This is a genomic window from Streptomyces sp. NPDC051322 (assembly GCF_040689485.1).
Taxonomy (GTDB): domain Bacteria; phylum Actinomycetota; class Actinomycetes; order Streptomycetales; family Streptomycetaceae; genus Streptomyces.
Window position 1 is genome coordinate 609,868 of the sequence record NZ_JBFBAK010000003.1, and the last position, 25,705, is coordinate 635,572.

Consider the following 25,705-nt stretch of genomic DNA (forward strand, 5'->3'; position numbering starts at 1 on the left):
CCGTCCGAGCACCTTCCGCAGGCCCTCCCACCGGGTCCCTTCCGCAGTGCCTCCGCCCGGATCCTTCCGCGACGACAGCTGAGGGGGCCGGGTTCGGGGTGGGGGTCCGGGGCGTCGGCGCCCCGGACCCGGCCGACCCGGGCTCAGTCCTCGCTGGAAGCGCTCGGCAGCTTCGTCTGGATCAGATCCATCACCGTGGAGTCCGTGAGCGTCGTGACATCGCCGAGTTCCCGGTTCTCCGCGACGTCCCGCAGCAGCCGGCGCATGATCTTCCCGGACCGGGTCTTCGGCAGCTCGGCAACCGGAAGCACCCGCTTCGGCTTGGCGATCGGCCCGAGCACCGCTCCGACATGGTTACGGAGCTCTGCGGAGAGGTCCTTCGACTCCGCCGCTGTACCCCGCAGGATCACAAAGGCCACGATGGCCTGGCCGGTCGTCTCGTCCGCCGCGCCGACCACCGCCGCCTCGGCGACCGCGGGATGCGAGACGAGCGCCGACTCGACCTCGGTCGTCGAGATGTTGTGCCCCGACACCAGCATCACGTCGTCCACCCGGCCCAGCAGCCAGACGTCGCCGTCGTCGTCCTTCTTCGCCCCGTCGCCTGCGAAGTACTTCCCCTCGAACCGTGACCAGTAGGTGTCGAGGAAGCGCTGGTCGTCGCCCCAGATGGTGCGGAGCATCGAGGGCCACGGCTCGGTCAGCACCAGGTAGCCGCCACCGCCGTCCGGCACCTCGTGCGCCTCGTCGTCGACGACGGTCGCCGAGATACCCGGCAGCGCGCGCTGTGCGGATCCGGGCTTGGTAGCCGTCACACCGGGCAGCGGCGAAATCATCATCGCGCCCGTCTCGGTCTGCCACCAGGTGTCCACGACCGGGCACTTGTCGGCGCCGATGTGCTTGCGGTACCACATCCATGCTTCGGGGTTGATCGGCTCACCGACCGAACCCAGCACCCGGAGCGACGAAAGGTCGAACTTGGCGGGGATGTCGTCTCCCCACTTCATGAACGTACGGATCGCGGTCGGCGCGGTGTAGAGAATCGAGACGCCGTACTTCTGGATGATTTCCCAGAACCGGCCCTGGTGCGGGGTGTCCGGCGTGCCTTCGTAGATGACCTGGGTGGCGCCGTTGGCCAGCGGCCCGTACACGATGTACGAGTGGCCGGTCACCCAGCCGATGTCGGCCGTGCACCAGTAGACGTCCGTCTCGGGCTTCAGGTCGAAGACGGCGTGATGGGTGTACGCGGTCTGGGTGAGGTAGCCGCCCGAGGTGTGCAGGATGCCCTTCGGCCGACCCGTCGTGCCCGAGGTGTAGAGGATGAAGAGCGGGTGCTCGGCCTCGAACGGCTCGGGGGCGTGCTCGACGGACTGCCGGCCGGTGATCTCGTGCCACCACACGTCCCGGCCCTCGGTCCACGCGGTGTCCTGACCGGTGCGGCGGACCACCAGTACGTGCTCGACCTGTGGGCACTTGGCCACGGCCTCGTCGATCGCCGGCTTGAGCGCGGAGGGCTTGCCACGCCGGTAGCCGCCGTCGGAGGTGATGACCAGCTTGGCGTCGGCATCCTGGATGCGGGAGGCGACGGCGTCGGCGGAGAAACCGCCGAAGACCACGGAGTGCGCGGCTCCGATCCGGGCGCAGGCGAGCATCGCCACTACCGCTTCGGGGATCATCGGCAGATAGACCGCGACCCGGTCACCCTTGACCACGCCCAGCTCGGCCAGGGCGTTCGCCGCCTGCGACACCTCGTCCTTGAGCTGTGCGTAGGTGATCGCCCGGCCGTCGCCCGGCTCGCCCTCGAAGTGGATGGCGACGCGGTCGCCGTGGCCGGCTTCGACGTGCCGGTCCACGCAGTTGTACGCGACATTGAGCTCACCGTCGGCGAACCACTTCGCGAACGGCGGGTTCGACCAGTCGAGCGTCTCGGTGGGCTCGGTGGCCCAGGTCAGCCGCCGAGCCTGTTCGGCCCAGAAGCCCAGCCGGTCCGCCGCCGCCTGTTCGTACGCCGCCGCGGTGACGTTGGCGTTCGCGGCCAGCTCGGTGGGCGGAGTGAAGCTCCGCTCCTCCTTGAGCAGATTGGCCAAGCTTTCATTGCTCACGAGATCGCCCTTTCGACAAAGCCTTGTGTCCCGGCTCTTAGCTCATCAGTCCGTGAGCCACTCTGACAAGGGGCCACAGCGAGAAATTGGTTTAGACCTATAGCTCGAGGCTATGAAGGTCGCTTCGGCGTCCGCCGGTTGCCGAAGCGTTGCCTCCCGGGCGGCCGGGAGCGACCAGGTCGAAGACATCGTCGAACTCGTGGGCCTCGGCGAGCAGATAGGCCTGGGCCTCGCCGACGTGGAAGTACATGCCGTGCAGCTCCAGCTTGCCTTCGGCGAGACGGCGTGCCACCGATTCGTGCGCTCGCAGATGTTCCAACTGCTGGATGACGTTGGTCAGACAGAGCTGCTCGACCTCGTCGGTCGGCAACCGCCCGGAAATGCGCGCCCAGGAATGATGGCGGCTCAGCATCCGGTCCCGGCTGGGCAGCCCGTGCCGCAACCAGCGCTGCAGGGGGGACCGGGAGCCTTCCGGTGCCCCGCTCAGCAGGGCCTGCATCGCGCCGCAGCCGGAGTGCCCGCACACGGTGATGGACTTCACGTCCAGGATGTCCACGGCGTACTCGATCGCGGCCGCCACCGAATCGTCCGAGGCCTCTTCGCCGGGCAGCGGAACAAAATTGCCCACATTTCGCACGGTGAACAGATCGCCGGGGCCGCTCGATGTGATCATGCTGGTGACCAGTCGCGAGTCGGAGCAGGTGAGGAACAGTTGCGAAGGCCGCTGCCCCTCACGAGCGAGCCGGGCGAGTTCCTGCCGCACCAGCGGAGCCGTGTTCCGCTGGAAGGAACTGAGCCCGCTGGTCAGCTGGAGGCTTCCCGGGCGCTTCGATGCGGCTGGGCCGGGCGCGCTGCCCGGCGCGGGTAGATGCTGTGCGGCGTGGTCGTCGCAGTGGTGGTTGCGCCAAGGCGTCCAGGGCCGGCAGCAGGTGTGTGTGGCGGACGGGGGCTCGGCGATCCTGGTCCCCGCCCTGCCCGTGACTTCGACCTGGCCGCCCTGCGTCAGATGCGTTTCCTGCCAGTGCTGAAGCGCCTCGTATGCGGCGTGGTCCATGAATGAACCGTCCAATTCCACCACCGCACGAGCCCCGCGCGGCACCTGACTGAGCGCCCGGGTCAGTCTCGGCACGGCAAGGAAGGTCAACTGGCCCCGGGCGCACAGCCGGTGCGCCCCACCTCTCTCCTCCAGGGTGATCCGGGTTCTGGCCAGCCGATGCAGGGCCAGCCCGACCGCGACCGCGATGCCGACCAGCACCCCTTGCAGGACGCCGAGGACGAGAACGCCGCCGACCGTGGCGATGTACACGAGGAACTCGCGGTGCTTGTGGACATTGCGGATGTGCGCATAGCTCACCATCTGGATGCCGACGACCATCACGAGGCCGGCGAGAGCGGCAAGCGGCATCCGTTCCAGGGCGGCGACCAGAAAGCTCGCGGCAAGCAGCATCCACAGACCGTGCAGCACGGTGGAGCTGCGACCCGTCGCGCCGGCTCGTACATTCGCCGTGCCACGCACTGCTCCGCCGGACACCGCGAGCCCGCCGAGCAGCCCGGACACCGCATTGGCGATGCCCTGCCCGCGCAACTCGCGGTCCAGGTCGGCGCGTTCGAGGGGAGATCCGGGCCGGTCGGCGGTCAGTTTGTCCACAGCCACCGCGGAGAGCAGTGATTCCAGGCTCGCCACCAGCATCACCGTGAACACCGCGGTGGCCAGCCCGAGCACCGGACCATGCGGCAGCCCGGGCAGCGCATGTGCGGACCAGGAGGGCAGGTCCACGCGGGCGATACCGGGGGCGGCGACTGCCGCCACCGCGGTGGCGGCGGCCACCGCGGCGAGTGCGGCGGGAATCCGGCGCAGTGCCCGGCCCGAGCGGCCGGGGATCCGCGGCCACAGGACAAGCACCGTCACGGTGAACCCGCCGATCAACGGCGCCGCCGGACCGACGCGCCCCCATTGGTCGGGCAGCGCCATGACGTTGGCGATGGCGGAGCTCTGGGGCGTGCCGCCGAGCACGATATGGAGCTGAGCCAGAGCGATGGCGACCCCGATGCCCGCGAGGGTGCCGTGCACGACGGCCGGGGAGACGGCGAGCGCTCCGCGTGCCATACGCAGCGACCCCAGGAGCAGTTGGAGCAGACCTGCGCCGACGGTGATCGCGCAGGTGGTGCGCCAGCCGTAGGTTTGGATGAGCTCCGCGGTCACGACGGTCAAGCCGGCGGACGGTCCGCTGACCAGGAGTGCGGAACCGCCGAGCGAGCCTGCGACGATCCCGCCGACGGCCGCGGCAAGCAGGCCTGCTTCAAGCGGGGCGCCCATGGCGACGGCGAGCCCCAGGGACATCGGGACGGCGAGCAGGAAGACCGTGATCGAAGCGGAGACATCTGCTCCCGTGACCCGGAAGCGTCGTCGGTGGTCGGTGGGTTTCGAGGTGCAGGCAGACATGAATTCCCGTCTTCTCCGGGGCGGGACTACCAACTCTTGGTAAATGGATCGTAATGCAGAGTAAAGAATCAGGTGGGATATTACGGACAAATGGGCGAGCGGTTCATTCGATCCGGTGATGCTGCTCCCCGCTCCGGCAGGGCAGCGAGAAGGGCCGGACGTCGGCTCGCCGACTGCCCGGCCCTCCACGGCGACCCCGGTGGGGCGCCGAACGCTTCATCGGGCCGCATCGGACCCGTTGATGCGGGCTGTCACGAGGCAGGGGCGACCTCGGCGCAGCGCTCACCGAGCACGTAGGAGGGATCGACCTGGGCGGCCAGGTCTGCGCCCGTCTTCTCGTTCCCCCAGCTCTCTGCGTTCTTCAGATGGAAGTGCACCATCTGGCGCGTGTATCGCTCCCAGTCGCGGTCCGGGTAGCTGTCCTCGGCCGCGTCCTGCAACGACTGCAGCGCCAGCCGGTTCTCGGCTTCGAGCAGCTCGAACCGGGGCGGGCGCCCCTTCTCCATCGCGCGGACCCAATCCGAGTGACCGACGGTGACCAGCAGGTCGTCGCCGATCTCGGTGCGCAGAAACGCCAGATCGTCCGCGTCCCGCACCTTGTTGCCGACGACTTTCAGTGCCACGCCGAAGTCCCGGGCGTACTCCTTGTACTGGCGGTAGACGGAGACGGCCTTCCGGGTGGGTTCCGCCACCAGGAAGGTGAGGTCGAACCGAGTGAACATGCCCGAGGCGAAGGAGTCGGACCCCGCCGTCATGTCGACCACAACGAATTCCTCGGGACCGTCGACGAGGTGGTTGAGACAGAGCTCCACCGCGCCGACCTTGGAGTGATAGCAGGCCACACCCAGATCCGACTCGGTGAAGGGCCCCGTCACCATCAGCCTGATCTCGCCGTCGTCCAGGGTGACCCGACGCGCACAGGCGGCGTACACCGGATTGTCCTCGTCGATCCGGAGCAGACGGGATCCTCTGCCCGGTGGTGTGGTCTTGATCATCGTCTCGGGCGAGGAGATGCGAGGGTTGCTGCCGCGCAGGTAGTCCTTGATCAACGGGAGATGTGCACCCATCGCCGGTAGGGCGGCGGATGCCTCGTCGTCGAGACCGAGTGCGGCGCTCAGATGCTGATTGATGTCCGCGTCCACGGCGAGGACAGGAGCCTCGTTGGCGGTCAGGTGGCGGATGAAGAGAGAGGACAGCGTCGTCTTGCCGCTGCCGCCCTTCCCCACGAAAGCGATCTTCATGTTCACGAAGCGTAGTCGGACGGAAGCTGTGCGTGCGCCCGGTAAGTGAAGAAGACCACTCCAACGTGGGGTGAGTGCTATGGACGCGTAGCCTCGCTTCCTATGACTGCGTTCTCCCGGAGGTCGTCCGCCGGATCCCCGGCGACCCCTCCTGATCCCTCAGATCCCCTTGCGGCACTGGGCCGGCTGCCCGGCGTCGACGGCGCCGTGGACTCCGTACGCAAAGCAGTGGACCGGGTCTACGGGCACCGTGTCATGCGCCGGCGCGGAAACGAGGTGACGGCGGAGGCGGCGTTGCGTGGTGCGCGCGGCTCGGCCGCGCTGTCCGGGGCGGACTGGGATCTGGAGGAGGTGCGCAGGCGTACCGACTTCAGCGGCGATCCCGAGGCCCGTACGGTCGGAGCCGCTCTGCGGCTGTCCGCCGAGGCCGGGCAATTGCTGTCCGTCTGGCGGCAGTCGCCGCTGCGGGTGCTGGCGCGGCTGCACCTGGTGGCCGCCGCCGACTCGACGGAATCGGTGGGCCGCCCGCGGTTGACGGGTGAAAAGGCGGACGAGCCGCTGATCGAGCTTCCACTGCCCGATGCCGACGAGGTGGCAGTGCGGCTGGAGGGCCTTTCGCAGCTCGTCTTCGCGGGCAGCTCCGCTCCGGCGCTGGTGACGGCTGCCGTGGTGCACGGTGAGTTGCTGGCCCTCCGCCCGTTCGGTTCATGCAACGGGCTGGTCGCCCGGACAGCCGAGCGCATTGTGCTGATCGGCAGCGGGCTGGACCCCAGGTCGATCTGTCCCGCTGAGGTCGGCCACGCCGAGCTGGGGCGGGCGGCGTACGTGTCGGCGCTGGACGGCTACGTATCGGGGACCCCGGAGGGTATGGCTGCCTGGATCGCGCACTGCGGCCGTGCGGTCGAGCTCGGCGTCCGGGAATCCACGGCGGTGTGTGAGGCTCTCCAGCGCGGCGCGGCCTGAGCATCGGGCCCCGGTGGCAAAAAGTGGCGGCGATACCGATTGAGCAGTACCGCCGCCGACATGGCCACTGAGTTACCAAGCGTCCTCGAAAATTGCCCATCAGGTCGGGACTTCGCCCGTGCCCTGGTGCGGCTGGCCCGTAATCGACGGGTCGACGTCGCGTGGGTGCCCAGTTTTCATGTTCGGTCCGTGGGGCCTTCATGCGGTTTCAGGTGATCCTCTCGGATGTCCTTGGTCTCGCGGGCCGTTAAAACCTTTGTACTCCTGTCGTGGAGCAAGGGGAACCCCTCGCCTCAGTTCTTTGCTTATCGGCTCAAATACGGGCAAATGCGTCGTGTCTGCGGCCTGCTCGACTGCCCCTGTTCACATACCAAACCAGGCCGGCGGTAGCGGCGGCAGCTCCGACAGCGGCGGCGGCGACCAGCGCCGGCCGAGGCGGCATGCGCAGAGCCGGCAGTCGCTGCTTCAGCCTCACCGGCCGGTTGAAGACGAGAATCGGCCAATCCCGTGCGACCGCCTCCCGCCGCAGCGCTCGGTCGGGATTGACCGCGTGGGGATGACCCACTGATTCCAGCATCGGCACGTCGGTCACCGAATCGCTGTAGGCATAGGAGCGCTCGAGGTCGTAGCCCTCGGACGCGGCGAGCTGCTTGACGGCCTCCGCCTTGGTCGGCCCGTAGGCGTAGTACCCCACCTCCCCCGTGAAACAGCCATCCGCTCCGACCACCATCCGGGTGGCAACGACCCGATCCGCGCCGAGCAACTCCCCGATCGGCTCGACCACCTCTGCGCCGGACGTGGAGACAATCACCACATCGCGGCCGGCGGTGTGGTGCTCCTCGATGAGTGAGGCGGCTTCGTCGTAAATAATCGGGTCGATCAGGTCATGCAGTGTCTCGGCGACGATCTCCTTGACCTGCTGGACGTTCCAGCCCTTGCAGAGCGCCGACAGGTACGCGCGCATCCGCTCCATCTGATCGTGGTCCGCGCCGCCCGCCAGAAATACGAACTGGGCGTAGGCGGTGCGGAGTACGGCGCGGCGGTTGATCAGGCCGCCCTGATAGAACGACTTGCTGAAGGTCAGCGTCGACGACTTGGCGATGACCGTCTTGTCGAGGTCAAAGAAGGCGGCTGTACGAGGCGACGAGTGGTTTTCCACAACGCCGAGCATAGGTGCCCGCCATTCGGCTTACGCTGCGGCGCGTGGGTTTGCCTGAGAAGGCCTTCGGGTACACCATGGAAGTCACGGATCGTTCGCGACCGTGCTATCCCCGTCCGGCTCCTCCCCCCCCGAGTCGGACGTGGGGACGACCCCAGCTCTCCCCCCCGGCTGGGGTCGTCGCATGTCCGGACCCGTTTTCGGCCGTGACTTCCGCGCTCCGGCACCTTCGATGGTCATGGACTGTCCTCCCCTTCGGGCAACGGTGATCCGCTCCCCACCTTGATACCGGTCACGGAGCGTGATGACCACGCTGCTCTCCGGAAGCCGCCGATAAGAGTGGCCGACATATTCACAATCCTTGAGTTGTCCACAGTTTTCGAGCAAGATCCACTCAATTTCCTGGATCCCTGCACGGTGATTCCGCTCGCAAAGTCCGCAGCTCGTTCGCGGCGGCTTCGCGACTCGGCGCAAATCACTGTGAGAGGGACGGAAGATCATGCCTGGATCTGTCACACCTGACCGGCCCCCGACCATCGACGGACGGCCGGGCGGACCGCTGATCCTGACTGAGGACGCGGCACTGCTGGACGATCTGCTGCGGTTGTGTGCCGCGGCCGGCGTCGAACCGGAGGTCCATCACGGAGCACCGGAACGCAGGGGCAGCTGGGAAAGTGCCCCACTGGTTCTCGTCGGGGACGACGCGGCCGGACGGGTCCGGGGAAACACGCGCAGATCAGGCGTGTATCTCGTCGGGAGGGACCAGGACGATCCGGACGTGTGGCAGCGGGCGGTCGAGATCGGCGCCGACCATGTGCTGCGCCTCCCGGACGCCGAGAACTGGTTGGTTGAGCGGATCGCCGATGTGGTCGAGGGCCTGGGGGGCCAGGCGCTCACCGTCGGTGTGATCGGTGGACGGGGCGGAGCCGGCGCTTCCACGCTGGCCTGTGCGCTGGCGGTCACTGCGGCCAGGAGCGGGCAGCGCACGGTGCTGATCGACGGAGACCCGCTGGGCGGGGGACTGGATGTGCTGCTCGGCGGCGAGCAAACGGAAGGCAGACGCTGGCCGGATTTCGCTTGCTCCAAGGGGCGAGTAGGGGGGAGCGCGCTGGAGGAATCCCTGCCGGAGCTGCACGGACTGCGGGTGCTCAGCTGGGGCCGGGCCGATGCTGTGGTGATCGCTCCCGAGGCGATGCGCGCTGTTCTGGGGGCCGCACGCCGGGGTGGCGGTGTGGTCGTCGTGGACCTGCCCCGACGGGTCGACGAAGGAGTCGCGGAGGCGCTGGCCCAACTGGACCTCGGGTTGCTGGTGGTGCCGGGAGAGCTCAGGGCCGTCGCGGCGGCAGCCCGGGTGGCCTCGATGGCAGGCATGGTCCTGCCGGATCTGCGGGCCGTCGTGCGTGGGCCCTACGCCGCGGGCCTGGACGAGGAATGGGTGGCACGCGCCCTCGATCTCCCTCTGGTCGGTGAACTGCCCGTCGAGGACGGCCTGCTCGAGGCGCAGAGCCGCGGCACACCGCCGGGCGGTCGCACGCGAGGACCGCTGGCCAGGTTCTGTTCCGCGTTCTGGGATCAGGCGCTGGCTGAGGAACGCGTCTCGTGAGCCCGAAGGCGGTGACCGGCGGATCACCGTTCACCGATCGATCACAGTTTCCCGGCGGACTCGAGTCCACCAGCACCGCATCGCCCCTGCTGGACGCTGTGCGACAGCGTCTCGCGCAGAGCGGCGCCGAGCCCACCCCGGCCCGAGTGGCTGCGGCGCTACGGGCCCAGGGGCGGTTGCTGGGCGACGCCGAGCTCCTGGGGGCAGCCCAGGAACTGCGTTCGGAGCTCGTCGGCTCCGGGCCGCTCGAAGCTCTGCTCGCCGATCCGACGGTGACCGATGTGCTGGTGGCTGCGCCGGACCGGGTCTGGGTCGACCGCGGTGGCGGGCTCGAACTGACCGATGTGGCCTTCGCGGATTCGGCCGCGGTGCGCAGACTCGCGCAGCGGCTCGCCGCGGTGGCCGGGCGGAGGCTCGACGACGCCAGGCCGTGGGTGGACGCGCGGCTGCCGGACGGCACCCGGATGCATGCGGTGCTGGAACCGGTGGCCGTCGGATCGACCTGTCTCTCGCTGCGAGTGGTACGGCCGAAGGCCTTCTCGCTGGCGGAACTGGTCGCGGCGGGGACGGTCCCGCCGGGCGGTGATCGAATGCTGCGAGCCCTGATCGACGCCCGGATGTCCTTCCTGATCAGTGGCGGTACCGGATCGGGTAAGACAACACTCCTGTCCTCCTTGCTCGGCCTGGTGGGCCCGGCCGAGCGGATTGTGCTCGCCGAGGATTCGGCGGAGCTGAAACCCGATCACCCGCATGTGGTGCGGCTGGAGTCCCGGCCGCCGAACCAGGAAGGCGCAGGGCGGGTGAGCCTGCAGGACCTGGTCCGCCAGGCGCTGCGGATGCGGCCCGACCGCCTGGTGGTGGGAGAGGTGCGCGGGGCCGAGGTGACTGAACTGCTCGCCGCGCTGAACACCGGCCATGAGGGCGGGTGCGGGACGGTGCACGCCAACGCGGCCGTGGACGTACCGGCACGTCTCGAAGCCCTGGGAACGGCTGCTGGACTCGACCGAGCGGCGCTGCACAGCCAGTTGGCGGCTGCCTTGGCCGTGGTCGTCCATCTTGTACGTGACCGTGGCGGGCGCCGCAAGGTAGCCGAGGTCCATGTGCTGGAGCGGGACGCGGCCGGTCTGGTGGTGACCGTGCCGGCGCTGCGGTGGGAAGCGGACGGCTTCGTCCAGGGGCCCGGCTGGCAGCGGCTGCGATCGATGATCGGGGACGCGCTGTGAACGCGCCGACGTCGGTGGCGGTTCTGTGTGCGGTGCTGGTTCTTTGGTCGGCGGCCTGCCGCGAGCGGGGGCTGCGCAGGGCGCGGCTGCTGTTCGCCGATGGTGTGCGATCGGCACCGTGGGTCGCTTCGGGGTGGGACCGGGCGCGCGCGAGGCTGCGGCGCGAGTGGCTGTGCATGCCCGCGGCGGCGGTGATTGCCCTGCTGGGCGGTTCGATGCTGCCGCTGCTGGTGGGGGCGCTGGCGGTACCGCTGCTGGGACGGCGGCTTCGGGCGGCCGACGCGGCGCGGAAACAACGGCAGCGGACTGACGCCGTGATCACTCTGTGCGGTGCGGTCGCCGGTGAGTTGAGAGCAGGACGGCAGCCGGGGGAGGCGCTGCTCGCGGCCGGGCGGGGTTCGGGGGCACTGGGCGAGGCAGAGGCCGCCGTGCTGGCTGCGGCGCGTTTCGGCGGTGACGTGCCCGATGCGTTGCGGCGGGCGGCGCGGGAGCCGGGAGCGGGCGGGCTGGTCGGTGTGGCCGCGTGCTGGCGCGTGTCGGTGGACGGCGGGGCGGGACTCGCTTCTGGGCTCGACGGTCTGGAAAGCGCACTGCGGGCCGAGCGGGATCAGCGGGCCGATCTACGCGCCGAGCTGGCCGGTGCCCGATCGACCGTGTTGGTTCTCGCGTTGTTGCCGGTGGGCGGGCTGCTGCTCGGCACCGCGCTGGGCGCCGACCCGCTGTGGACACTGCTGCACACCCCAGCCGGGCTCTGCTGCCTGCTGGCGGGCGGGGTGTTGGAAACAGCGGGGCTGTTCTGGGCGGGACAGATCGTCCGAGCAGGGGAGGACGCATGAGCGGGGGCTTCATGACCACCGATGTTGTCCACAGGCTGGGGGTGGCGTTGTGCGTGGTCACCGCGGTGTCCCGGCTGGGGATCGCCTGGGCTGGACGAAGACGCCGGAGGACGCTGCGCAGACGGGTCACCGCGCTGCTGCCGGTGGGTGCGGCCCAGGCCGGCTGGAGGCCGGATCTCGGGGTCTGGGTGAGGCGCTGGGGCACACCGCTGGTGGCGGTTGCCGTCGGATACGTACTGGTCGGCGGAGCGGTCGGCCTCGGTATCGGTCTTGCCGCCGGGTACGGAGTGCGCCGCCGGCAGCTTCGACGCAAGCCGTCCGGGGCCGCTGACGCGCAAGCGAAGGCCGCTGCCCGCGAACTGCCGCTCGCTGCTGAGCTGCTGGCGGCTTGTGTCGCCTCGGGAGCCGGGCCCCGGGAGGCGGCCGAAGCAGTTGGCGAATCCCTGGGCGGGTCGGTCGGCGATGCGTTGGCCCGGACTGCGGCAGAGCTCCGGCTCGGTGGCGAACCGGCGATCGCCTGGGGGCGGTTCGGCTCGGTGCCGGGTGCTGCCCGTCTGGCCCGTTGCCTGGAACGGTCGGCGTCGACGGGAGCGCCTGCGGCCGAGCCGGTGACCCGTATGGCCGAGGGGCTCAGGGCAGAGCGCACCAGGGCGGCCAAGGACCGTGCCGGCAGGGCGAGCGTGCTGATCACCGGGCCGGTGGGCCTCTGCTTCCTGCCCGCCTTCCTGGCGGTCGGAGTGGTGCCGGTGGTGATCGGACTGGCGAGCCACCTGCTGAAGGCGCACTGACTGACCCGCTCCATCCACCACATGAACCAGACCCCAGAGATCACCAGGCTCCAGAGATCAATTAGGCCACAGAGAACACCAGGCCACAGAGAACACAGGGAGATCGCGATGCAGCACACGCACCACGTATCGAAGGCGCTCGACGTACGGGGCAGCCGACACGCACGGACCGCCTGGAACACACGGCGCTGGCTCCGCCATCGCATGTATGTGCTCAGGCGCGGCTCCGGAGCCGGTGGGGATGCCGGTATGTCCACATCCGAGTACGCGGTAGGCACGATCGCAGCCTGCGCTTTTGCCGCGGTCCTCTACAAAGTCGTCACCAGCGGTCCGGTCGCCGCAGCGTTGCAGGCCGTCGTCGAGAAGGCTCTCAATGCGAAGTTCTGAACCAGCGGCAGGAACAGCGGGAGGAACAGCGGCAGGAACAGCAGGAACAGCGGGAGGAGCAAGGGGACGAGACCTGGAACGCCGGCCGCGACCCGAGTCGCGACTCGCCCTGATGAGAGGAACGGGAGCAGCGGAGAGGGGATCGGTATCGGCCGAGGCGGCCATGGTGATCCCTGCCCTGGTGCTGTTCACGATGGCGCTGGTCTGGGCCCTGACCGCGGCCTCCGCACAGATCCAGTGCATGGACGCGGCACGGGCCGGCGCACGGGCGGCCGCCAGATCGGAGCCGCGGGCGGCCACGATCGCCGCCGCCCGCTCGGCCGCTCCACGAGGCGCACGGATCACACTGGGCCGGACTGGAGACATCTGGCGGGTTCGGGTCGAGGCCCCGATGCCGGGGCCGGGCCCGCTCGCCCTGACGGTCGGCGCGGCGGCCGCGGCTTTCGCCGAGGACGAGGTGGGGGCGGCGGATCCTCCCGTGGCAGGAACGAGCCGGCAGCAGAGGCGCGGTCCGGCATGAGTGCAGCCGATGCAGCCGATGCAGGCGATCGGAGCCGATCGGGGATGAGGTCGTGAGGAGCCCGTGGGAAGGCGCCGGCGACCGGGGATTCGCGACCGTCTGGGCAGCGATGGCGACAGCTTCGCTCTGTGTGGTCTTCGCAGCTCTGCTCGCGATGGGCCAGGCCGTGGCCGCACGTCACCGGGCGGGTGCCGCTGCCGACCTCGCGGCGCTCGCTGCGGCCGATCGGGCCTTGCTCGGCCGGAAAACCGCCTGTGGGGCCGCAGCGAAGGTGGCGGGGGCACAGGGCACCAGGGTGGTGCGCTGCGCGGTGAGTGGCGAGATCGCCGACGTCACCGCGCAGGCGGGCTTCGGCCCGTATCGGCCGGAGGTCAGGGCGCGGGCCGGTCCACCGGACTCGGTGGCTTCAGCGGGCTCGGCGGATCCGACGGGTCCACCAGGTCCACCCGTTCGGCCGCATCGGCCCGTTCAGTCCCTTCGGCGGTTGAACCCGCAGATACGTGCGGAACATCCTCGGGGGCGCCCCTGAGCAGTTCGGTGAGCAGGCGTACTGCGCCTCGTTTGTGCAGCGGGTCGTTGCCGTTGCCGCATTTCGGGGACTGGATGCACGAGGGACAGCCTGCTTCGCACTCGCAGGAGGCGATGGCCGCGCGGGTCGCGGTGAGCCATGCCCGGGCCGTACGGAAGGCCCGCTCGGCGAAGCCTGCGCCGCCTGGATGGCCGTCGTACACGAAGACGGTAGGCAGCAGGGTGTCCGGGTGCAGCGGGATGGAGACGCCGCCGATGTCCCAGCGGTCACAGGTGGCGAAGAGCGGCAGCATCCCGATGGAGGCGTGCTCGGCGGCGTGCAGGGCGCCGGCCAGTTGCTCGGGGTTGACACGGGCGGCGTCCAGTTGGTCTTCCGTGACTGTCCACCAGACCGCCCGGGTGCGCAGCGTCCGGGGCGGCAGATCCAGCTTGGACTCGCCGAGCACCTCGCCGGTGATGAGCCTGCGGCGCAGGAAGGAGACGACCTGATTGGTGACTTCGACGGAGCCGTAGCAGAGCCGTCCGGACCCCCAGGGGATCTCGGTGTCGGTCTGCAGCACCGCGATGGCGGTGGTGTCCCGCGCGGTGGTCGAGTACGGCGGGCTCGCTTCCTCCACGAGAGCGGCCGAGTCCTCCAGGTCCAGCTGTTTCACTACGTAGGTGCGGCCCTGATGGAGGTGGACCGCCCCCTCGTGGACGGCGGTGTGGGCGGACGCCTCGTCGACCGTGCCGAGCAGCCGCCCGGTCCCTGCTTCGACGATCTGGACAGGGCTGCCGCCCCCGCCCCGGATGTCGGCGAGGTCGGCGGCGCGTTCTCGCCGGGTCCAGTACCAGGACCGCCCACGTCGGCGCAGCAGCTTCGCGGATTCCAGCTGTGGCATGAGGCCTGCGGCAGCTGGGCCGAACAGATGCATGTCTGCTTCGGTGAGCGGAAGTTCCGCAGCCGCCGCGCAGAGGTGAGGGGCGAGTACGTACGGGTTGTCGGGATCGAGCACGGTGGACTCCACCGGCTGCTGGAACAGCGCCTCGGGATGGTGGACGAGATAGGTGTCCAGGGGGTCGTCACGGGCCACCAGGACGGCGAGGGCGCCCCCGCCGCTCCGTCCGGCGCGGCCTGCCTGCTGCCACAGGGACGCACGGGTACCCGGGTAGCCGGCGATGACCACGGCATCGAGGCCGGACACGTCGATGCCGAGTTCCAGGGCGGTGGTGGCGGCCAGACCGAGCAGCTCACCCGAATGGAGGGCCGCCTCGAGGGCCCGCCGTTCCTCGGGCAGATAGCCGCCCCGGTAGGCCGCGACCCGGCGGGCCAGCGCACGGTCTACCTCGGCGAGACGTTCCTGGGCGATGACGGCGATGAGCTCGGCGCCACGCCGGGAACGCACGAAGGCGACCGAGCGGACCCCCTGCACGGCCAGATCGGTGAGGAGGTCGGCGGTTTCGGCAGTGGCGGTACGGCGAACGGGTGCGCCCTGCTCGCCGTGGAGTTCGGTGAGCGGCGGCTCCCACAGGGCGAAGACCAGCTCACCGCGCGGGGAGGCGTCATCGGCCACCTCGTGGACCGGGAGACCGGTGAGGCGCCCCGCGGCCACGGCAGGGTCGGCGGCGGTGGCGGAGGCCAGCAGAAAGACCGGGTCGGCGCCGTAGCGGGCGCAGAGGCGGCGCAGCCTCCGCACCACCTGGGCCACGTGCGAGCCGAAGACTCCCCGGTACGTGTGGCACTCGTCGATGACCACGAAGCGCAGCGCGCGCAGGAAGGAGGCCCAGCGTGGATGGGAGGGGAGTATCCCGCGGTGCAGCATGTCGGGGTTGGTGAGGACGTAGTTGGCGTACTGGCGCACCCATTCGCGTTCCTCGACCGGCGTGTCCCCGTCGTACACCGCGGGCCTGATTCCCTGACCGAGCGGCGCGGCGAGCTCTCCGAAGGTGCGTCGCTGGTCGGCGGCGAGGGCCTTGGTAGGAGCGAGATAGAGGGCGGTCGCCCCCCGGCCGTTGGGGGCCTCCGAACCGTCGAGGAGAGTGGAGAGCACCGGGGCCAGATAGGCGAGCGACTTGCCCGAAGCGGTGCCGGTGGCGATGATCACAGACTCGCCGTCGAGCGCGTGTTCGGCAGCTGTGGCTTGATGGACCCATGGGTGTTCGATGCCGCGTGTCCGAATGGCAGCGAGCACTTCTGGCCGGATGCGGTCCGGCCAGATGGCATGACGTCCCTCACGCGGGGGCAGGTGCTCCGTATGAGTGATGCGCGAAGCCCGGCTCTGCCCTGCGCAGAGACGGTCGAGGACGTCCTGGGGACCGGGTCGCAGACCCGTGTCCTCGGTGGGTCGCCGGTAGCGGTGATTCTTGGCCATCGGCACCGAGTGTGTCACTGGCATGACGGACAATGGACCGAAGGCGTCGTGCATGGCTGCTGGTAAGTGATTGAATGCCATCGCGGCTGGCGATCCGTTCTCTGGCTCCGCCGGGGAGACCCCAGGGGGCGGCCGCTCGATAGCAAGGTGCTGGAGGATCCGTGGACCTGTCCCTGTCGACTCGCAATGTGTCCGGACCTGGTGGCGACCGTACGGTCGTCGAGGTCGGTGGCGAGATTGATGTATATACCGCGCCCAAGCTGCGCGAGCAGTTGGTCGAGTTGGTGAACGACGGCAGTTACCACCTGGTCGTCGACATGGAGGGCGTGGATTTCCTCGACTCCACCGGACTCGGCGTGCTCGTAGGCGGCCTGAAGCGCGTGCGTGCCCATGAGGGCTCGCTGCGCCTGGTCTGCAACCAGGAGCGCATTCTCAAGATCTTCCGTATCACCGGTCTGACCAAGGTGTTTCCGATCCACACCACGGTCGACGAAGCCGTCGCCGCAACGGACTGACGGCTCCGGAGGAAGAACGAAGAGGGGTACCGGGCTCCCAGCCCGGTCCCTTCGAGAAGCACGCCCGAACGTCTGAGGGGATCGCATGGCCACCGTTGAACTCCGTTTCAGCGCCCAGCCCGAACATGTCAGAACGGCCCGTCTGGTGGCAGCCGCAGTGGCACGCAGGTCCGGGGTCGACGAGGCTGTGCTGGACGAAGTGAGACTCGCGGTCGGCGAGGCATGCTCTCGCGCGGTGGGTCTGCACCGCAGTAATGGCATCGTGGCTCCGGTCCGGGTCGTACTGACCGAGGAGGAGAAGGCCTTCTCCATCGAGGTCGGGGACGAGATGCCGAGCACGGGCGAGGCGGCTTCCGCGGTTCCGGGGGTGCGTAGCACCTCGGCCGGTGGAGACGTCGAGCCGTCCGGTGACGGCGAGGACGAGATGGGTCTCGCGGTCATCAGCGGCCTCGTCGACGACGTGGAAGTCATGTCGAGCGCGGCCGGCGGAGTCATCCGGATGACCTGGCCGACGACGCTGGCGACGACGTCGGCGACAGTTCTTCCGTGATCGCTGATCTTTCAAGTCCATTCTTGATCCCCCTTTCTTGATCCTCCTTTTGGCCCTGCTGAGCAGGGCCTTTTTATTTGCCCTAGATCTTTTATCGTCAGTCAATGCCTCTGCCCCATTACTGGCGCCGAAGGGGTTTATTCGAGCGAAGGTCAATTTCGTTTACCGCGCTCTTTTTTGATCAGGATCCGATCCCTACAATCCGTCCACATCTTGTGCTCTGAGCATCAAGGAGGACGAATGGCGGGGCTCTTCGACCCACAGCAGTCCGAACCCATCACTTCACTGGCCGCGGTGACACTCACCGACGGCAACCGGATCATCGTGATCGTCATCGCCGTGGTGGCGCTGGCGGCCCTGCTCGTCGCACAGCTGCTGGTACGCCAGGTGCTGGCGGCCGGTGAGGGTACCGACTCGATGAAGCAGATAGCCGCGGCCGTGCAGGAAGGCGCCAATGCCTACCTGGGAAGGCAGCTGCGCACCCTCGGCATCTTTGCCGTCGTCGTGTTCTTCCTGCTCTTCCTTCTCCCTGCCGACAACTGGTCACAGCGAGCCGGTCGTTCCGCGTTCTTCCTGGTCGGTGCGCTTTTCTCGGCAACCACCGGGTATATCGGCATGCGTCTCGCGGTGCGGGCGAATGTGCGCGTCGCGGCCGCCGCGCGGGAAGCGACTCCGGCAATGGGCGAGCCGGAAAAGGATCTCACCGCTGTATCGCACCGAGCTATGAAGATCGCTTTCCGTACGGGTGGCGTGGTCGGCATGTTCACGGTGGGTCTCGGCCTGCTCGGCGCCTCCTGCGTCGTACTCGTCTACGCCGCGAACGCACCCAAGGTGCTGGAAGGCTTCGGCCTGGGCGCCGCGCTGATCGCCATGTTCATGCGGGTCGGCGGGGGCATCTTCACCAAGGCCGCGGACGTCGGCGCCGACCTGGTCGGAAAGGTCGAGCAGGGCATCCCGGAGGACGACCCGCGCAATGCGGCGACCATCGCCGACAACGTGGGCGACAACGTGGGCGACTGTGCCGGCATGGCGGCCGATCTCTTCGAGTCGTACGCCGTGACCCTCGTCGCCGCGCTGATCCTGGGCAAGGCCGCCTTCGGGGACTTCGGGCTCGCTTTCCCGCTGATCGTCCCGGCGATCGGGGTGGTCACGGCGATGGTCGGTATCTTCGCTGTCGCACCGCGGCGCGCCGACCGCAGCGGCATGTCGGCCATCAACCGAGGCTTCTTCATCTCGGCGGTGATCTCGCTGATCCTGGTGGCCGTGGCGGTTTATATGTATCTGCCATCGACGTACCACGGGCTGGACGGTGTCACCGACACCGCGATCACCGGTCGCGGCGGCGATCCGCGGGTCCTGGCGCTGGTCGCGGTGGCCATCGGCATCGTGCTCGCGGCGCTCATCCAGCAACTGACCGGGTATTTCACCGAGACCAGTCGCCGACCGGTCAGAGACATCGGAAAGTCCTCACTGACCGGGGCCGCGACCGTGGTGCTCGCCGGCGTGTCCATCGGACTGGAATCCGCCGTCTATACCGCCTTGCTGATCGGACTCGGTGTGTACGGGGCTTTCCTGCTCGGCGGCACCTCGGTGATGCTCGCTCTGTTCGCGGTGGCGTTGGCCGGCACCGGACTCCTGACGACCGTCGGTGTCATCGTCGCGATGGACACCTTCGGCCCGGTCTCCGACAACGCTCAGGGCATCGCCGAGATGTCCGGCGACGTCGAAGGAGCGGGCGCCCAGGTGCTCACCGACCTGGACGCCGTCGGCAACACCACCAAGGCCATCACCAAGGGCATCGCCATCGCCACAGCGGTCCTCGCTGCGTCGGCGCTCTTCGGCTCGTACCGCGACGCCATCGCCACCGCCGTCGACGACGTCCATGCCAAGGCGGGCGAACTGGGACTCAGCATGGACATATCCCAGCCCAACAATCTGGTGGGCCTGGTGTTCGGAGCCGCCGTCGTCTTTCTCTTCTCGGGGCTCGCGATCAATTCGGTGTCCCGATCGGCGGGCGCCGTGGTCTACGAGGTGCGCAGGCAGTTCCGCGACCATCCCGGCATCATGGACCGCACCGAAAAACCGGAATACGGCCGGGTGGTCGACATCTGTACGAAAGATGCGCTGCGCGAACTCACCACCCCGGGCCTGCTCGCCGTCATGGCGCCGATCGCGGTCGGCTTCACCCTCGGGGTCGGCGCCCTCGGTTCGTTCCTCGCGGGGGCGATCGGGGCAGGCACCCTGATGGCCGTCTTCCTGGCCAACTCCGGGGGCGCGTGGGACAACGCCAAGAAGCTCGTCGAGGACGGCCGTCACGGCGGCAAGGGCAGTGACGCCCACGCCGCCACGGTCATCGGCGACACCGTGGGCGATCCGTTCAAGGACACCGCGGGACCCGCGATCAACCCGCTGCTGAAGGTGATGAACCTGGTGGCGCTGCTGATCGCACCGGCGGTGGTGAAGTTCAGCTATGGAGACGACGCGAGCGTCGGGATACGTGCGGTGGTGGCCGCGGTCGCCGTCGTGGTGATCGTCGCTGCGGTGTACGTGTCCAAACGGCGCGGCATCGCCGTCGGGGAGGACAGCGAGGACAGCGACGGCGGCGCGGGGGACCGGGTCCCGGGACAGGCCGATCCCGCGGTGGCATCGTGAGGCGGTATCCGTAACACCCCATCAGCGCGGGGGCGGACGACGTCGGCTGACGCCTCGTCCGTCCCCGCTCAGGTGCTTCCCCGGCGCGCTCGTGAGCCTTGTCTCGCCAGTAGCTCCTTGGTGCAAATGGCTGCAATACGGAGTAAGCCGGACGCATGACGCGCGAGCGTCGCCCGCTTGGCGTGTATGTTCCGGGGCCGAGAGCCTTGGAAGGGACCAATCCGGTGAACAAGAAGCTTGCAGCCGCACTGTCCGGCGGCGCGGTACTGGTACTGGCGTTGTCGGGCTGCAGTGACGACAGCAGCGACAAGATGAACGACTGGGCCAAGTCGCTCTGCGGTGACATCGGGCCTCAACTGAAAAAGATCAACAAGGCCAACCAGCAGATCACCGCCGTCGCGGCGGACGGCAAACCGGCGGACATCCAGAAGGCCGACTCGGCGGCGTTCCAGGATCTGTCCCAGGCCGACGCCGCTATCGCCGCCGACCTCAAGAAGGCGGGACCGCCGCCGGGCGATGACGGCAAGAAGATCCAGCAGGACGCCATCACCGAACTGACCGCCAACTCGAAGGCGTACGCCGACCTGCAGAAGCAGGTCGACGCTCTGAACGTCAAGGATCAGCAGAAGTTCTCCGAGGGCCTCAAGAGCGTCGGCGACAATATGAAGAAGATCAACGAAACCGCGTACAAGCGGCTCTTCTCGGGGGATACCGGCAAGGCGCTGCTCAGCCAGGACGCCTGCAAGGTCGCCGCTGTGAGCCCCTCGCCCACCGCCACCCCCAGCAAGACCTGACCCACCGCACGCGGCCGGTGCGCGCCCACGGCTGCCCCATCAGGAGCGGCCGGCCCGGGGCGAGCGCCGGCCCGGCGCACCGCGCATGCCGGACCACGAATGCCGGGCCGCGTTGATGCCGTTGTCAGTGCGAGCAGCCACAATGGGCGGGTGAGTACGACCAGTCTTCCCGCGCCCGATCGTTCGCCCCTGCTCCGCGACGCTCTGCTCGCCGCGGACTTCACCGTGGACGGTCTGCTCGACCTGCTCGGTGCGCCCGCCTACGCCGCGCTGGCACGCAGCGAAACGGTGCCCGCGTTGCGCGTCACCCGTGGTGGGACGCCGCTGGAGACGTTGGTGCGGCTGTTCCTGCTGCAGCGGCCGGTGCCATCGGAGCGCGCCGCCGCCGTGCTGCCGCTGGCGGACTGCCTTGCGGACGGCTGGCTGGCGTCGGACGGCGACGACGTACGCGCGACGGTGGACGTCCGGCCGTACGGCGGACCGGAGGGTCAGGACTGGTTCATCGTCTCGGACCTGGGGTGCGCGGTCGGTGGGGCGGGCGGCATCGGCAGCCATGACGAAGGGGTGGTGCTGGGGGTCGGCGGAGCGTCCACCACGCTCGCCGGAATCACCGTTCGCACACCTGTCGCAAGAGCGCTCGACGTCGGCGCCGGGTCGGGCATCCAAGCCCTGCACGCCGCTCAGTACGCCACGGCGGTGACCGCCACCGATCTCAACCCACGGGCGCTCGCCTTCACCCGGCTCACCCTTGCGCTGTCCGGCGCCCCGGCGGCCGATCTGCGAGAGGGCTCGCTCTTCGGGCCGGTCGAGGGGGAGCGCTACGACCTGATCGTCTCGAACCCGCCGTTCGTCATCTCCCCCGGAGCTCGGCTGACCTACCGGGACGGCGGAATGGGTGGCGACGACCTCAGCCGTTCACTGGTGCAGCGGGCGGGTGAGCATCTGAATCCGGGGGGTTACGCCCAGTTCCTCGCCAACTGGCAGCATGTGGAGGGCGAGGAGTGGCAGGACCGCCTGCGGTCCTGGGTGCCACGTGGCTGCGATGCCTGGATCATCCAGCGCGAGGTGCAGGACGTCACGCAGTACGCCGAGTTGTGGCTCCGTGACAGCGGCGACCACCGCGCGGATCCGGACACCTACGCCGCGCGGTACGAGGCGTGGCTGGATGAGTTCGAGTCCCGTAAGACAAAGGCCGTCGGCTTCGGCTGGATCACGCTGTACAAATCCGGCTCGGACCGTCCGTCGATCGTGGCGGAGGAGTGGCCGCACCCCGTCGAGCAGCCGCTCGGCGAGACCGTACGTGCGCATTTCGAGCGGCAGGATCATCTGCGCAGCCACGACGACGCCGCACTGCTGGCCGGCCGCTTCAAGCTGGCCGAAGAAGTGGTGCAGGAGCAGGTGGGGCTGCCCGGCGCCGAGGACCCCGAGCATGTGATCCTCCGGCAGAACCGCGGCATGCGGCGCGCCACGAAGGTCGACACCGTGGGCGCGGGCTTCGCCGGAGCCTGCAACGGGACACTCACCGCCGGGCAGATCCTGGACGCCATCGCACAGCTGCTCGGCGAAGATCCGGTGGTGCTCAGGGATCGCACCCCGCAGTCCATTCGCCTGCTGGTGGAGGAGGGCTTCCTGGAACCGGTGGAAGCGACGGAATCGATGGAGCCGATAGAACCGATGTAGCCGGTGGGCGCCCCGGCACCTGACCGCTGTCCCCCGGAGCGTGATTTCGGCCGCCGTTTCCCGGAAGGTTATGCGTGAGGCCGTCCGACCCCGCGCCTGGTGCTCATCCGGGCCTGAGGTGCGGAGTTCTTCGCAGCGGTAGGTCCGGTGGCGTGTAGCGCCGCAAGGGGTGGGACGGCCGGGGAAGGGGGCGGCAGGAGGCCAGTGAACCGATCCGGGCGGCAGGAATGGCGGTAGTCGGGTTACCGTTCCAGTGGCCGTTGCGGGCTTTCGCCGTTTGACACGGGGGCGGGATGTACCGTCACACTCCGCAGCGAGCATGACCACGAGTGCCGACCGGAGAGAAGAGCAACGTTGTCCCCGACCAGCGAGACCGCACACGGCGGCCGCCGACTCGTCATTGTCGAGTCGCCCGCCAAGGCGAAGACGATCAAGGGCTACCTCGGCCCGGGTTACATCGTCGAGGCGAGCGTCGGGCACATCCGCGACCTCCCGAACGGCGCCGCCGAGGTGCCGGACAAGTACACGGGTGAGGTGCGCCGTCTCGGGGTGGACGTCGAAAACGACTTCCAGCCCGTCTACGTCGTCAACTCGGACAAGAAGTCCCAGGTCAGGAAGTTGAAGGAGCTCCTCGCAGAGTCCGACGAACTCTTCCTCGCCACCGATGAGGACCGCGAGGGCGAAGCCATCGCGTGGCACCTGCAGGAAGTCCTGAAGCCCAAGGTCCCGGTGCACCGGATGGTGTTCCACGAGATCACCAAGGAAGCCATCCGGGCTGCCGTCGCCAGCCCGCGCGAGCTCAACAAGCGCATGGTCGACGCCCAGGAAACCCGCCGCATCCTCGACCGTCTCTACGGCTACGAGGTCTCGCCGGTCCTGTGGAAGAAGGTCATGCCGCGCCTGTCGGCGGGCCGTGTGCAGTCCGTCGCCACCCGCCTGGTCGTCGAGCGTGAGCGCGAGCGCATCGCCTTCCGCTCCGCCGAGTACTGGGACCTGACCGGCACCTTCTCCACCGGCCGCCAGGGCGACAGCTCCGACCCTTCGACCCTGCTCGCCCGGCTGAATTCGGTGGACGGCCGCCGGATCGCCCAGGGCCGCGACTTCAACTCGACGGGGCAGCTCAAGAGCGACGTGCTGCATCTCGACGAGACGAATGCCCGGGCGCTCGCCGCCGCTCTCGCCGACACGGCCTTCGCCGTCCGTTCGGTCGAGTCGAAGCCGTACCGCCGCTCGCCGTATGCCCCGTTCCGCACGACGACGCTCCAGCAGGAGGCCAGCCGGAAGCTGGGATTCGGCGCGAAGTCGACCATGCAGGTGGCGCAGAAGCTGTACGAGAACGGCTTCATCACCTATATGCGTACGGACTCCACGACTCTCTCGGACACCGCGATCTCCGCGGCCCGCGCCCAGGTCACGCAGTTGTACGGCAGTGACTACCTGCCGGAGAAGCCGCGCACGTACGCGGCCAAGGTCAAGAACGCGCAGGAGGCGCACGAGGCGATCCGTCCCTCGGGCGACCGGTTCCGCACCCCCGCGGAGACCGGTCTTTCCGGCGACCAGTTCCGGCTCTACGAGCTGATCTGGAAGCGGACCGTCGCCTCCCAGATGAAGGACGCAGTCGGCAACTCGGTCACCGTCAAGATCGCGGGCACCGCGTCGGACGGCCGGGTCGCCGAGTTCTCCGCGTCCGGCAAGACGATCACCTTCCACGGCTTCATGAAGGCGTACGTCGAAGGCGCCGACGACCCGAACGCCGAGCTCGACGACCGCGAGCGCAGGCTCCCGCAGGTCGCCGAGGGGGACGCGCTCTCCGCCCAGGAGATCTCCGTCGACGGCCACGCCACCAAGCCGCCGGCCCGCTACACCGAGGCTTCGCTGGTCAAGGAACTGGAGGAGCGGGAGATCGGCCGCCCTTCGACCTACGCCTCGATCATCGGCACGATCCTCGACCGCGGCTACGTCTTCAAGAAGGGCACCGCGCTGGTTCCGTCCTTCCTGTCCTTCGCCGTGGTCAATCTGCTGGAGACGCACTTCGGGCATCTCGTCGACTACGACTTCACCGCGCGGATGGAGGACGACCTCGATCGCATCGCGCGGGGCGAGGCGCAGTCCGTGCCGTGGCTGAAGAGCTTCTACTTCGGTGAGGGCGACGCGGTGGGCGCGGCCTCGGAAGGCGGCGGCGACGACCATCTCGGCGGACTCAAGGAACTCGTCACCGACCTGGGCGCCATCGACGCCCGGGAGATCTCGTCCTTCCCGGTCGGCGAAGGCATCGTGCTGCGCGTCGGTCGTTACGGGCCGTACATCGAGCGCGGTGAGAAGGACTCCGAGAACCACCAGCGCGCCGACGTCCCCGACGACATGGCGCCCGATGAGCTGACCGTGGCGTACGCGGAAGAGCTGCTCGCCAAGCCGAGCGGCGACTTCGAACTGGGCACCGACCCCGAGTCCGGCCACCAGATCGTGGCGAAGGACGGCAGGTACGGCCCGTACGTCACGGAGATCCTTCCGGAGGGCACCCCCAAGACCGGCAAGAACGCCGTCAAGCCGCGGACCGCCTCGCTCTTCAAGTCGATGTCCCTGGACACCGTCACACTGGCCGACGCGCTCAAGCTGATGTCGCTGCCCCGGGTGGTCGGCACGGACACCGAGGGCGTGGAGATCACCGCGCAGAACGGCCGGTACGGCCCGTATCTGAAGAAGGGCACCGACTCGCGCTCCCTGGAGACCGAGGACCAGCTCTTCGACATCACGCTCGACGAGGCCCTGGCGATTTACGCGCAGCCCAAGCAGCGCGGGCGAGCCGCGGCCAAGCCACCGCTCAAGGAACTGGGCACCGACCCGGTCAGTGAGCGTCCGGTGGTCGTCAAGGACGGCCGGTTCGGTGCATACGTCACCGACGGCGAGACCAACGCGACGCTGCGGACCGGCGACAGCGTCGAGGACATCACCCCCGAGCGCGGCTACGAGCTGCTCGCCGAGAAGCGCGCCAAGGGCCCGGCGAAGAAGACCGCCAAGAAGACGGTCAAGAAGGCGGCGAAGAAGGCTCCGGCCAAGAAGGCCACCACCGCCAAGAAGACCGCGGCGAAGAAGGCCACCACGGCCAAGAAGGCGACCGCGGCGAAGAAGACCACCGCAGCCGCGAAGAGCACGGCCGCGAAGAAGACCACGGCGACGAAGACGGCCGCCACGGCAGCGACCTCCGACGAGTAGGTCGGCTCCGACTGCACGCGGGGCGACGACCGCCTGCAGGGCGAAGACCGCCTGCGGGGCGCAGACTGCCCGCGGGGTGACGACTGCGCCCGGGGTGACGACTGCGCCCGGGGTGACGACTGCGCCCGGGGTGACGACTGCGCCCGGGGCGACGTCGAAC

At 68.9% G+C, this 25,705-nt stretch carries 18 protein-coding genes and 1 pseudogene; 14 read left to right on the forward strand and 5 right to left on the reverse strand.

Annotated features, from left to right (window positions below; genetic code table 11):
• Positions 1-143: 143 nt before the first annotated feature.
• From acs to AB0436_RS11055, 3 genes are all read right to left on the reverse strand, one after another.
• Positions 144-2,099 carry an acetate--CoA ligase gene (acs, locus tag AB0436_RS11045; protein ID WP_366467455.1) on the reverse strand — a complete coding sequence of 652 codons (1,956 nt, stop codon included), beginning with the start codon at positions 2,097-2,099 and terminating at the stop codon, positions 144-146.
• Between the two features lie 97 nt (positions 2,100-2,196).
• Positions 2,197-4,542 carry a SulP family inorganic anion transporter gene (locus tag AB0436_RS11050; RefSeq protein ID WP_366467456.1) on the reverse strand — a complete coding sequence of 782 codons (2,346 nt, stop codon included), beginning with the start codon at positions 4,540-4,542 and terminating at the stop codon, positions 2,197-2,199.
• 251 nt (positions 4,543-4,793) lie between these two features.
• On the reverse strand, positions 4,794-5,783 hold the full coding sequence (locus AB0436_RS11055; RefSeq protein WP_366467457.1) for an ATP-binding protein: 990 nt from the start codon (positions 5,781-5,783) through the stop codon (positions 4,794-4,796).
• Positions 5,784-5,885: 102 nt separating this feature from the next.
• Between AB0436_RS11055 and AB0436_RS11060 the strand changes: the two genes are divergently transcribed.
• Positions 5,886-6,746 (forward strand): oxidoreductase, encoded by an 861-nt coding sequence (locus AB0436_RS11060; protein WP_366467458.1) that lies wholly within the window; start codon positions 5,886-5,888, stop codon positions 6,744-6,746.
• A gap of 313 nt (positions 6,747-7,059) precedes the next feature.
• On the opposite strand, the gene AB0436_RS11065 is transcribed toward AB0436_RS11060, so the two are convergent.
• Positions 7,060-7,917 (reverse strand): HAD-IB family hydrolase, encoded by an 858-nt coding sequence (locus AB0436_RS11065; protein ID WP_366467459.1) that lies wholly within the window; start codon positions 7,915-7,917, stop codon positions 7,060-7,062.
• Positions 7,918-8,404: 487 nt separating this feature from the next.
• Between AB0436_RS11065 and ssd the strand changes: the two genes are divergently transcribed.
• From ssd to AB0436_RS11100, 7 genes and pseudogenes are all read left to right on the forward strand, one after another.
• Positions 8,405-9,508 carry a septum site-determining protein Ssd gene (ssd, locus tag AB0436_RS11070; RefSeq protein ID WP_366467460.1) on the forward strand — a complete coding sequence of 368 codons (1,104 nt, stop codon included), beginning with the start codon at positions 8,405-8,407 and terminating at the stop codon, positions 9,506-9,508.
• Positions 9,509-9,594: 86 nt separating this feature from the next.
• Complete coding sequence (locus AB0436_RS11075; protein WP_366467504.1) at positions 9,595-10,731, forward strand: TadA family conjugal transfer-associated ATPase; 1,137 nt, start codon at positions 9,595-9,597, stop codon at positions 10,729-10,731.
• 14 nt (positions 10,732-10,745) lie between these two features.
• Positions 10,746-11,567, forward strand: coding sequence for a type II secretion system F family protein (locus AB0436_RS11080; protein WP_366467505.1), 822 nt, complete (start codon positions 10,746-10,748; stop codon positions 11,565-11,567).
• An 11-nt stretch (positions 11,568-11,578) separates the two neighbouring features.
• A complete protein-coding gene (locus tag AB0436_RS11085; RefSeq protein WP_366467462.1) occupies positions 11,579-12,355 on the forward strand; it encodes a type II secretion system F family protein in 777 nt (258 codons plus the stop codon).
• A 204-nt stretch (positions 12,356-12,559) separates the two neighbouring features.
• Entirely contained in the window at positions 12,560-12,742 is a 183-nt protein-coding gene (locus AB0436_RS11090; protein ID WP_366467506.1) for a DUF4244 domain-containing protein, read from the forward strand.
• Positions 12,743-12,854: 112 nt separating this feature from the next.
• A complete protein-coding gene (locus AB0436_RS11095) occupies positions 12,855-13,262 on the forward strand; it encodes a TadE family type IV pilus minor pilin (RefSeq protein ID WP_366467463.1) in 408 nt (135 codons plus the stop codon).
• Between the two features lie 109 nt (positions 13,263-13,371).
• Positions 13,372-13,593: pseudogene (locus AB0436_RS11100) on the forward strand (Rv3654c family TadE-like protein); the annotation flags it as partial.
• Positions 13,594-13,633: 40 nt separating this feature from the next.
• Here AB0436_RS11100 and AB0436_RS11105 read toward each other — a convergent pair.
• Entirely contained in the window at positions 13,634-16,222 is a 2,589-nt protein-coding gene (locus AB0436_RS11105; protein ID WP_366467464.1) for a DEAD/DEAH box helicase, read from the reverse strand.
• Positions 16,223-16,302: 80 nt separating this feature from the next.
• Between AB0436_RS11105 and AB0436_RS11110 the strand changes: the two genes are divergently transcribed.
• The 6 genes from AB0436_RS11110 (at position 16,303) to topA (ending at position 25,545) form a co-directional block, all read left to right on the forward strand.
• Positions 16,303-16,656: an STAS domain-containing protein gene (locus AB0436_RS11110; RefSeq protein ID WP_003967428.1), complete on the forward strand. Its 354-nt coding sequence runs from the start codon at positions 16,303-16,305 to the stop codon at positions 16,654-16,656.
• Positions 16,657-16,741: 85 nt separating this feature from the next.
• Positions 16,742-17,206 (forward strand): ATP-binding protein, encoded by a 465-nt coding sequence (locus AB0436_RS11115; RefSeq protein ID WP_366467465.1) that lies wholly within the window; start codon positions 16,742-16,744, stop codon positions 17,204-17,206.
• Positions 17,207-17,446: 240 nt separating this feature from the next.
• Positions 17,447-19,858 (forward strand): sodium-translocating pyrophosphatase, encoded by a 2,412-nt coding sequence (locus tag AB0436_RS11120; RefSeq protein WP_366467466.1) that lies wholly within the window; start codon positions 17,447-17,449, stop codon positions 19,856-19,858.
• Between the two features lie 224 nt (positions 19,859-20,082).
• Positions 20,083-20,652, forward strand: a complete 570-nt coding sequence (locus AB0436_RS11125; protein ID WP_366467467.1) for a small secreted protein — start codon at positions 20,083-20,085, stop codon at positions 20,650-20,652.
• 99 nt (positions 20,653-20,751) lie between these two features.
• The gene (locus tag AB0436_RS11130) at positions 20,752-22,332 is read left to right on the forward strand and encodes a methyltransferase (RefSeq protein WP_366467468.1); all 1,581 of its coding nucleotides are present in this window, start codon (positions 20,752-20,754) and stop codon (positions 22,330-22,332) included.
• A 354-nt stretch (positions 22,333-22,686) separates the two neighbouring features.
• On the forward strand, positions 22,687-25,545 hold the full coding sequence (gene topA, locus AB0436_RS11135; protein ID WP_366467469.1) for a type I DNA topoisomerase: 2,859 nt from the start codon (positions 22,687-22,689) through the stop codon (positions 25,543-25,545).
• Positions 25,546-25,705: the final 160 nt, after the last annotated feature.

Bases quoted from the DNA above. Each gene is read 5' to 3' on its own strand.
- AB0436_RS11130 (WP_366467468.1), top strand. From the start codon at position 20,752: ATGCCGGGCCGCGTTGATGCCGTTGTCAGTGCGAGCAGCCACAATGGG.
- AB0436_RS11055 (WP_366467457.1), bottom strand. From the start codon at position 5,783: ATGAAGATCGCTTTCGTGGGGAAGGGCGGCAGCGGCAAGACGACGCTG.
- AB0436_RS11065 (WP_366467459.1), bottom strand. From the start codon at position 7,917: ATGCTCGGCGTTGTGGAAAACCACTCGTCGCCTCGTACAGCCGCCTTC.
- ssd (WP_366467460.1), top strand. From the start codon at position 8,405: ATGCCTGGATCTGTCACACCTGACCGGCCCCCGACCATCGACGGACGG.
- AB0436_RS11085 (WP_366467462.1), top strand. From the start codon at position 11,579: ATGACCACCGATGTTGTCCACAGGCTGGGGGTGGCGTTGTGCGTGGTC.
- AB0436_RS11105 (WP_366467464.1), bottom strand. From the start codon at position 16,222: ATGGCATTCAATCACTTACCAGCAGCCATGCACGACGCCTTCGGTCCA.
- AB0436_RS11095 (WP_366467463.1), top strand. From the start codon at position 12,855: ATGAGAGGAACGGGAGCAGCGGAGAGGGGATCGGTATCGGCCGAGGCG.
- AB0436_RS11120 (WP_366467466.1), top strand. From the start codon at position 17,447: ATGGCGGGGCTCTTCGACCCACAGCAGTCCGAACCCATCACTTCACTG.
- AB0436_RS11090 (WP_366467506.1), top strand. From the start codon at position 12,560: ATGTATGTGCTCAGGCGCGGCTCCGGAGCCGGTGGGGATGCCGGTATG.
- AB0436_RS11050 (WP_366467456.1), bottom strand. From the start codon at position 4,542: ATGTCTGCCTGCACCTCGAAACCCACCGACCACCGACGACGCTTCCGG.
- AB0436_RS11060 (WP_366467458.1), top strand. From the start codon at position 5,886: ATGACTGCGTTCTCCCGGAGGTCGTCCGCCGGATCCCCGGCGACCCCT.
- AB0436_RS11115 (WP_366467465.1), top strand. From the start codon at position 16,742: ATGGCCACCGTTGAACTCCGTTTCAGCGCCCAGCCCGAACATGTCAGA.